The following is an 8,277-nucleotide window of genomic DNA, read 5'->3' as shown; positions in this document are numbered from 1 at the left end:
TATCATCACCTCATGACTGGGTTGTCTCCTCGTCTGGTTACAGACGAACCCTAGTTGGGTTGAAGCGTAATCGTCTCTGTCGAGCGTTACCTGTTCGTCTGTCGGTTACAGACGAACCCTAGTTGGGTTGAAGCTACCAGCGAGGAATTGCAGTGCACCCGACGTTTGGAGTGTTACAGACGAACCCTAGTTGGGTTGAAGCCCCCAACACCTGTAGCGTGGGCCGTATCGCGTAATCGTTACAGACGAACCCTAGTTGGGTTGAAGCTCGTCAATCGATGATATCCCAAGCACGGACGCTTTGTTACAGACGAACCCTAGTTGGGTTGAAGCCTCACCTGCTCGATGTCGCGGCACGTATCGGTTTAGGTGTTACAGACAAACCCTAGTTGGGTTGAAGCTGGCACGGCATTGAGTGATGCAAGCGGGACTTCGGCGGGTTACAGACGAACCCTAGTTGGGTTGAAGCCACACACCGCCAAACTTACTCATCGGTCCACCTGCGGTTACAGACGAACCCTAGTTGGGTTGAAGCTCCGTACGTTCCGTGGAACTGTCGTTCCGCCTCGTAGTTACAGACGAACCCTAGTTGGGTTGAAGCTTTTTATGCCGCGCGACTCAACGTCCGAGCAACCCGGTTACAGACGAACCCTAGTTGGGTTGAAGCAACCGGTATCGTTACTTGGCCGTTACGAAGGAGTTGTTACAGACGAACCCTAGTTGGGTTGAAGCGGGTCTATCTTGTTGAGCAACAGCTTAACCAGCGTGTGTTACAGACGAACCCTAGTTGGGTTGAAGCCTGTGCTAGGGCACCTGCCATGTTCCAGAAATCACCCTGTTACAGACGAACCCTAGTTGGGTTGAAGCAACATGGACGCGGAGGTAATCCCGGTTCAGGACACCGTTACAGACGAACCCTAGTTGGGTTGAAGCTTCGCCGTGGAAGTCCATCCAGTCGCTTTTAATCTTGGTTACAGACGAACCCTAGTTGGGTTGAAGCACCCTGACGCCCCTGAGGTGTCGGTATGAGATATTGTTACAGACGAACCCTAGTTGGGTTGAAGCCTGCAGTAAAGTGGACTGTGCCGACTGACGTGGTGGCGTTACAGACGAACCCTAGTTGGGTTGAAGCCATTTCTCGGCGTAAATACTCGTTTTCGCACGATGAGTTACAGACGAACCCTAGTTGGGTTGAAGCTTTCTCCCCGTCGAGTCGGCCGAACCGGTCGAATACGTGTTACAGACGAACCCTAGTTGGGTTGAAACTGCCTAGCCGATCATATAAGGGCTGGTCGCGCTAGCTGGTCAGCGAGCGCTGGAAGGTGATTTTGAAGCGTTTGGCGGACTGAAAAGCAAACGTTCGGGCGCTATCTGAACTGGAGCGTCACATCATGGACTGGAGGTAGTCTTGGAGCGATTCAAGGCGATGTTCCCAGAAGACTTCGATGTCGTCCCCGAGCAGTGTCTCGATTTGACTGTCAGGAATCCATCCTGCAACAGCAGCACCAACACGTGCATTCGGGAACCCGGCCCGCCAGTCGGACCCCTTGTTACGGATTTCCTTGATTCGCTTGTACGAATCGATTTTCACACCAATTGCTTTTGCTTCAAGGAATAGAATCTCGTCTTTCGCTGGTCGAGCAACGAAATCTGCCTTCTGGTCGTCACCAGGACATGCAACCTTCGTTTCACTCACGAACGTACCAGCGGGAAGGTCGTCGATATCAGAAATCGTAGAGCTTCGAGACACGTGTCGCAGGCCAGCGCCCTTCATCGCTTCCGAAACCTTGTCTTCCTGAACGTCCTTCCGCCAATTTCGGTATCGGGTGTTGGCCTCGCTTTGGGCGATTATATCGCACGTCCAGTCCCGAGAAACATCGATGAATGCGTCAGCGTCGTCATTGTTGTAGAGCCACGGGACTTTGCGTTCGTCCATGTTCTGTTCCATGAATCGGGCCATCGCCTCTGCGGTGTCTTTTGCAGGCGTTGATGGGTCGTCGTCTTCATAGTTGGTCGTTGAACCGACGCCGTTGAACTGCCCGAATTTCATCTGGCTAATCGGGGGTTTCACCAAGTAGCGAAGGATTTTGACTACGTTCGGCTCTTGTCGAATTATCTCTGCGTCGAAATCACGGAAGTTGTTGGTGTGGTCGGCGACAAAATCGTACAGCTCTTTGTTCTTCTTCAGTTCATCGTCGTAGAACTCCCGGATTTGGTTCAGGAAGATTTCCTCCTCAAGCTGTTGGCTCTCTTTGACAACATCAGCTATCGTCTCACCATCGGCTAATTGCACACTGTCTGCGAGACACTATTCTCATGAATTCCTTTATTACACGATGTGTTCTGGGTGTTTGTAGAATATGAAGCACACAGAAGATAGGATGTGTGCAACGAACACTCGGAATGAGGAAGATACATTGTGTGCCCTTCCAGAACTATCCAGTAACGAACTGATGCCGGACTACAAAAACATCAAAATTCACGAGGGAACTCACGAACGCTTGAAAAGCCACGGAAATATGGGAGAGTCGTTCGACGACTTAATTAATCGTATTCTTGACGACTGGGAAGACCAAGACACCCGTAGTGACGAATGAGCGCTCCAATCGCTCTCGAAGAAGTAATCAATACAGCGGCGGAGTCAATACATCAACGACTCGATGAAAATCCTCCAGGCGATACTCAATCGCAAGTCGACGAGTGGTGTGATTTACACGGGCTTGAACGGCTTGCTGACCCGCAACAGATTGTGGCCCGGCAAGCTGCATTCAATCTCCTCCTGAAGAGCTCGTTGTACGAGCACTACCATCAACGCGGTGTTCTCCCCGAACTCTCTGGCGACGTACGTAACGCGCTCGAAGCCGCTGAAGAAACGACTGACGATTCGGCATTCGGCGAGTACGTCCTCGACGACGTCGCTTGGTGCGGCAGTTCTGACAACTTCGATGATCTTCTCGCGGCACGTCATCAACTGATTTCCGCAGACGAACCTGCCGAAGAGGTTGGCCGGTTGTTCGAGGCGTTGACTCCACAAGAGTCCCGACGGAAGCTGGGTCACTTCCGAACACCAACACGCATTGCGGAGTTAATGGCAGACTGGCTCATCACCGACGGCACCGAAACTGTCCTTGACCCTGGGATGGGCGCCTGCGCGCTCTCATCAGCAGTCTATCGAAAAAAGAAGAAGGTGACGAACAAACCTTCGCTATCCGACATCCACGGAATCGATTTGAACCAACTGGCTCTCGTGATGGGTGCAACTCCTCTTAGCCTCCTCGATCACGGAGGGCCACATAGCCTGCAGACCGGTGATTTCCTAGACCTCGAGCCGAGCGACGTAAACGGCCCTGTTGACGTGGTTATCTCGAACCCACCGTACTCACGCCATCACGAACTTTCCGAGGAGTACAAATCCCAAGTAAACGCTCAGGCAGAAACCGACTTGGGCGATAGTGTGTCGGCTCTCTCCCCGATGTATGCGTACTTCTACTACCACGCCGCGAAATTCCTCGCACCCGGTGGTCGGATGTCGTTTATCACTCCCAGCGAGTTCCTCGAAACAAGTTACGGAGAGTGCCTGAAGCAGTTCTTAACCGACGAATTCGACATCAAAGCGCTGGTGTTGTTTGATCGGGACGACACCTCGAAATTCGATGAAGCGATGACCACGAGTCTCGTGAGTTTCCTTGAGAAGCCGACTGGTGATTCGAGCGAACTCACGCGTTTCGTGCGCGTCGATGGAACTCCGAGTAACGACGATTTGCTGGCCGCGATCGAGGGCGATATCGACGGTGAGACAGACTGGGGGTTCGTAAATGCGGTGCGCCAAGGCGATTTAGAGGCTGAGGACAAATGGACAGGGCTGTTCGACCCAGTCGATATCGATACAAGCGACTTGACACCGTTGTCCGAATTGGCGACGGTGAATCGTGGGATTGCGACTGGTAAGAACGACTATTTCTGCCTCACACAGGAGGAAGTCGATAAGTGGGATATCGACGAACAGTATCTCTCCGGAATCGTCCGGAACTCCCGCAGTGTCCCAGGGTACGACTACACCACCGAAGACTGGAACGAAGAACGTCAGGACGGTCGTGAAGTGTGGTTGCTGTACCACCTAACTGAGCTTGATGCCGACGAAATCAGGCAACAAGCACTGCCTGACGAAAAAGACGGAAATACGACCCTATCTGCCTACACAGAGGACAGCAACGCAACGGACGGCGAGACGCCCGGTGTTATTGAGTACCTCCAACACGGGATGAGCGACGACGTCGAAGCACACGGCGGATACCTCGCACGGAATCGCAGTCCATGGTTTGTTGTAGACCGGCGCGACCCACCACCAATTCTCGTGACATATATGAGTAGAGGTGGAAGTAGGTTCATTAGGAATGAAACCGACGCTCGCAACCTAAGCAACTTACACGGAATGTACGTCAATGTCGACTTGTCCGAAAACCAGCTAAACGCATTACTGGCGTATCTCAATAGCGAATTCGCAAGTGAGGTTGTACGGCGTTCAGGCCGGACATACTCCTCCGGGATGGACAAAATCGAGCCAAATGAATTGGAAGGAGTTCCCGTTCTCGACCCACGCGGACTCGACGACGCAACCGTGCAGGAACTGGCGGCGCTGTTCGATTCACTGCGAGAGGTAGCAAGGAAAGATGGAGATGTTGGAGAAGCGATTGCAGCGATTGACGAACACCTAGAACTGGTGTTTCAGGATAACAACTGAAGCAGACACGACAACTGCGTTCGAGCGGGTGGAAAGTCGCCGGTGGTGTATACCGACGACCTTGTGATTCGTCTTCCTACAGCCGTGTTAGAAATCGCCGGCGACGATATCAGCGACGCGTTGCCGGTCGTACAGCGTCGTATCAGCGTCGTACAGGTCGGACGCCAAACGCTCGGTCAACACGAGGTTCGTAATCGGGCCCTGGTAGAGACTACCCGCACGGTAGACCTGCTCGTTTTCGACCGCGCTGAGACTGCTTGCAACGTCGTGGTTCTTCATGAATTCGACGACCGTATTCTGGAACTCCTCGGCAGACTTGGCTTCCTGACCGCGGACGAGGAGCACTTCCGGATCGACTTCCAGTAGCGTTTCGTAGTCGATCGCTCCGCGACTGCTGTGGAAGTCTTTGACGTCCGTCTTGGCGAGAGCGTCTTTAACCTTGAGGTCGTGGAGGTGCTTGAAACTCGTTCCCGAGCTGATTGTGTAGGGATAGAACTTCTCGGGTTCGTCACCGCTCGCCCAGGTGACAGCCACCGATGGCCGCTCACTTCGGCCGGGGACAACGGGCGCGAGGTTCGCTTGGAACTCGTCGTGTACCGCTTCGAACGCCTCGTAACGCTCCTGTTGCTGGAACACCTGCGCGAGTTTTTCGAAGGCCTCCATCATGGGGTAGTACCGGTAGTCATCGTGCCACGGGTAGTTCGTCGAGAATATCGTGTTGCCGAAGAACGGCCCGACGTTCTCGCGCACTTCGTCGATGTCCGCTTGCTTCCACCCGTCGAAGCGGTTCATCAGGAAGTTCGGGTCGATAATGTGGACGTCACCGTCGAGTTCGTAGAGGAGTTCCTTGCTGACGCTTCCACTTTTAGACAGAGAGACCATGTCGCTTTTATCGACGCTTAGCCCCGGAATGTCGTCGTAGTAGTGCGTGTGGTAGCGCGAGGTCAGCCAGACTCCTTTGGGCGGCTCTTGTCCGAGTGCGATGCCCATATCGGCCCAACTCCCGTTATTCGCAACCCACGTCTCTGGGACCTGGTCGAACGAAACCTCTCCGAGTGGTTCTATCGAGACCGTGTAGGATTCCGATTCTGCCGTCGTCTCACCTTCGGTTTGGGTTTCGGTTTGGGTTTCGGTTTGACCTGTACAACCCGCCAGTATCGTTCCGAGTGCTGTACCGCTTGCTGCGATGAAACGTCGCCGGTCCATAATTTTTAGGGCCGCCTAATGTCTGTTAAACGTTCCGGATTTTAGGCACACCAAAAAATGTGATTCAGGCGACTGATATTCGACTGGACCGCCTCGTTTCGCGGCCGAAAATCCGGTCCCACTAAGCCAGAGTAGCTACTTCGCTGTGCCCTCTCTGTTGACCTGTTGGGACGGCCAGGAACTGTCTGTGTCATCTGATTCCCTGCAGGCGTCCACTGAGGCACATGCCGACAGGCTCTGCGTGCTGTAACGCCGCCAGCAGGTGCTGTCGAGCATCCGTTTCCCCGTCGAACGAGCCGTTGGCTCGCCGGTCAAGTCCACTAAAAGTGAGAGTATCGTTCTGCCGCGAATGCGGCGTACTAAATTAATTTAAAGGCGCGTGAGGTTCGTCGCGCGCGGGCCCTTGGGGGCCTGCTCGATGTCGAATTCCACATCCGTGCCTTCTTCGAGGTCCGGGCCGCCGATGTCTTCCATGTGGAAGAACACGTCGTCGTCAGCATCGTCCGTCGAAATGAAACCGTAGCCGCCAGTGTCGTTGAAGAAATCAACGTTTCCTTTCGCCATTGCTTTTGAACACACACGCCCTTCACGGATAAGACTTGTGAGAGTCGCAGTGCCATGGCCATACTTTGTTTATATCTTTTCTGAAACAGCGGATTTTGTAGACAAATGTCTCTATTGTGTCGGTTCTGGCCGCACTCGCATAGTGATTCGAATAGGATTCGTCGTTCTTCTGTGGTATCGACAGTTCTCTACCTTCGGTTGTGGCCGCCGACTCCGACGAGACTTTACCCGTGGACGGGCCGTGTCGATACCTGTGGATGCTAACGACGTTCGTCGCAAGTGGGAAGACAGGTCGGGAGAGTTCTCTCCGGAATACTACGCGTACTACGGCCCGAACGAGGTAAGCGAGTCGGTACGTCGGCACTTCGAGCGGTTACTCGACCCAACCGATGCAATCGTCGAACTCGGTTGTGGTCCGGGACGGCACCTCTCGCACCTCCACGCACACGGGTTCGAAAACCTCGCGGGCGTCGATATCAACGCCGACTCGTTCGAGGTGATGGCCGACGCGTATCCCGACCTCGCCGCCGCCGGGACGTTCTACGCGGACGCCATCGAGGATGTCGTCACCGAGTTCGACGACGGCGAGTACGACGCCAGTTTCTCTATCGAGACGCTCCAACACATTCACCCCGACGACGAATGGGTGTTCGAGGAACTCGCCCGATGTACGAGTGACCTGCTCATCACCGTCGAAAACGAAGGCAGACCCGGCTCCAATGGTGGGACCGACTCCGATAGCGGACAGTCTCACGACGGTAGCCAGACAGACGCCGAAGTCGGCGGAAGCGTCACGGGTGTGAACGACGCCGAATACGACTTTCCGCTCTACTACCGCAACTGGGAGTCGGTGTTCACGCAGTTCGGCTTCGTGCAGGTCGAGTGCGAACGCGGCGAGCGTGATACGTTACGTGTGTTCCGTCGGAGCGAGGCTGTTTCTACCGGCTCCGAGTGAGTTTCACCTGTAACTGACGACTGCGACACACACGCAAGGACGAATTTATCCCTTCGACCGGCGTCCTCTGAGCAATGACAGACGCCCTCTCGTTCGACGTTACGAGCGTCGCCGACGTTGCCGAAAACCGCGACGAAGTGGTTTCGGCGGTCGAAGCCCACGCCGGACCCATCGCGCGCGAACTCGCAATTCTACAGGGTGGTGACTACGGGCAGGAGACGTTCAAAACGCGACGCGGAAAATGGACGCTGAAGTACGAGGCGGGCGCGTTGCAGTACCTCCGATTCAAAGGCAAGTCGGGCGGTGAAACGTACGTCGTCTCGACCAAACAACCGCCCGAACCGAAGCCGTTGGCGACGGCGATGCAGGATTACCCGTCGTTCGTCGAGGCGTACAACGAACACGTCGAGTCGCTCGACGGCGTGCTCGACGACGTTCCGACCGACTTCCCGGCCGTCACGACCACCGAGGAAATCGTCGCCGAGCGGGACCAATTGGTCGGCACCATCCGCGAGGTCGCAAACACCATCGCGGGTGAACTAAACCGCTTCGACGGCGAGTACGGAACTTTCACCCAACGCGTCGGTGGCACTCGCTGGGAACTGAAGTGGGACGGTCCACAGGTGTCGTACCTCCGCGTCGGCGGCGAGGGCGGCGTCTACCTGCTGTCGCAGTACGAACCGCCGTCGGCACCCGACGTTCGGGAACTCGCCGGCGACTTCGCAACGTTCGTCGAGGCCTACAACGAGTACGTAGACGAGTTGGAAGCCGACCTCGCGCAGGTTTCGTTCGAGGACGAACGCTGAGGCTG

General features: G+C 55.0%; 7 protein-coding genes and 1 CRISPR repeat array. Of the genes, 4 read left to right on the top strand and 3 right to left on the bottom strand.

Going from position 1 to position 8,277, the window contains the following annotated elements; translation table 11 throughout:
- Positions 1-36: 36 nt before the first annotated feature.
- Positions 37-1,266: a CRISPR direct-repeat array (repeat unit 30 nt; unit sequence GTTACAGACGAACCCTAGTTGGGTTGAAGC).
- 118 nt (positions 1,267-1,384) lie between these two features.
- On the bottom strand, positions 1,385-2,293 hold the full coding sequence (locus C440_RS16795; protein ID WP_008321877.1) for a XamI family restriction endonuclease: 909 nt from the start codon (positions 2,291-2,293) through the stop codon (positions 1,385-1,387).
- Positions 2,294-2,360: 67 nt separating this feature from the next.
- Between C440_RS16795 and C440_RS18290 the strand changes: the two genes are divergently transcribed.
- The gene (locus C440_RS18290; RefSeq protein ID WP_152417891.1) at positions 2,361-2,597 is read left to right on the top strand and encodes a DUF7557 family protein; all 237 of its coding nucleotides are present in this window, start codon (positions 2,361-2,363) and stop codon (positions 2,595-2,597) included.
- The gene (locus C440_RS16785; RefSeq protein WP_049915977.1) at positions 2,594-4,741 is read left to right on the top strand and encodes an HsdM family class I SAM-dependent methyltransferase; all 2,148 of its coding nucleotides are present in this window, start codon (positions 2,594-2,596) and stop codon (positions 4,739-4,741) included. Before C440_RS18290 ends, C440_RS16785 begins: the two co-directional genes overlap by 4 nt.
- A gap of 87 nt (positions 4,742-4,828) precedes the next feature.
- Here C440_RS16785 and C440_RS16780 read toward each other — a convergent pair whose 3' ends face one another.
- Both C440_RS16780 and C440_RS16775 read right to left on the bottom strand, forming a co-directional pair.
- A complete protein-coding gene (locus C440_RS16780; RefSeq protein WP_008321873.1) occupies positions 4,829-5,947 on the bottom strand; it encodes an ABC transporter substrate-binding protein in 1,119 nt (372 codons plus the stop codon).
- Between the two features lie 369 nt (positions 5,948-6,316).
- Positions 6,317-6,511 carry a cold-shock protein gene (locus C440_RS16775; protein ID WP_004041873.1) on the bottom strand — a complete coding sequence of 65 codons (195 nt, stop codon included), beginning with the start codon at positions 6,509-6,511 and terminating at the stop codon, positions 6,317-6,319.
- Positions 6,512-6,764: 253 nt separating this feature from the next.
- Here C440_RS16775 and C440_RS16770 point away from each other — a divergent pair, with 253 nt between their 5' ends.
- Together C440_RS16770 and C440_RS16765 are read left to right on the top strand one after the other, a co-directional pair.
- Complete coding sequence (locus tag C440_RS16770; RefSeq protein WP_008321872.1) at positions 6,765-7,466, top strand: class I SAM-dependent methyltransferase; 702 nt, start codon at positions 6,765-6,767, stop codon at positions 7,464-7,466.
- 74 nt (positions 7,467-7,540) lie between these two features.
- Positions 7,541-8,272 (top strand): hypothetical protein, encoded by a 732-nt coding sequence (locus C440_RS16765; RefSeq protein ID WP_008321871.1) that lies wholly within the window; start codon positions 7,541-7,543, stop codon positions 8,270-8,272.
- Positions 8,273-8,277 lie beyond the last annotated feature (5 nt).

Source organism: Haloferax mucosum ATCC BAA-1512 (genome assembly GCF_000337815.1).
GTDB classification, from domain to species: domain Archaea; phylum Halobacteriota; class Halobacteria; order Halobacteriales; family Haloferacaceae; genus Haloferax; species Haloferax mucosum.
The sequence above is the reverse complement of the archived record's forward strand: the minus strand, read 5'-3'. Positions and strand labels throughout refer to the sequence as shown.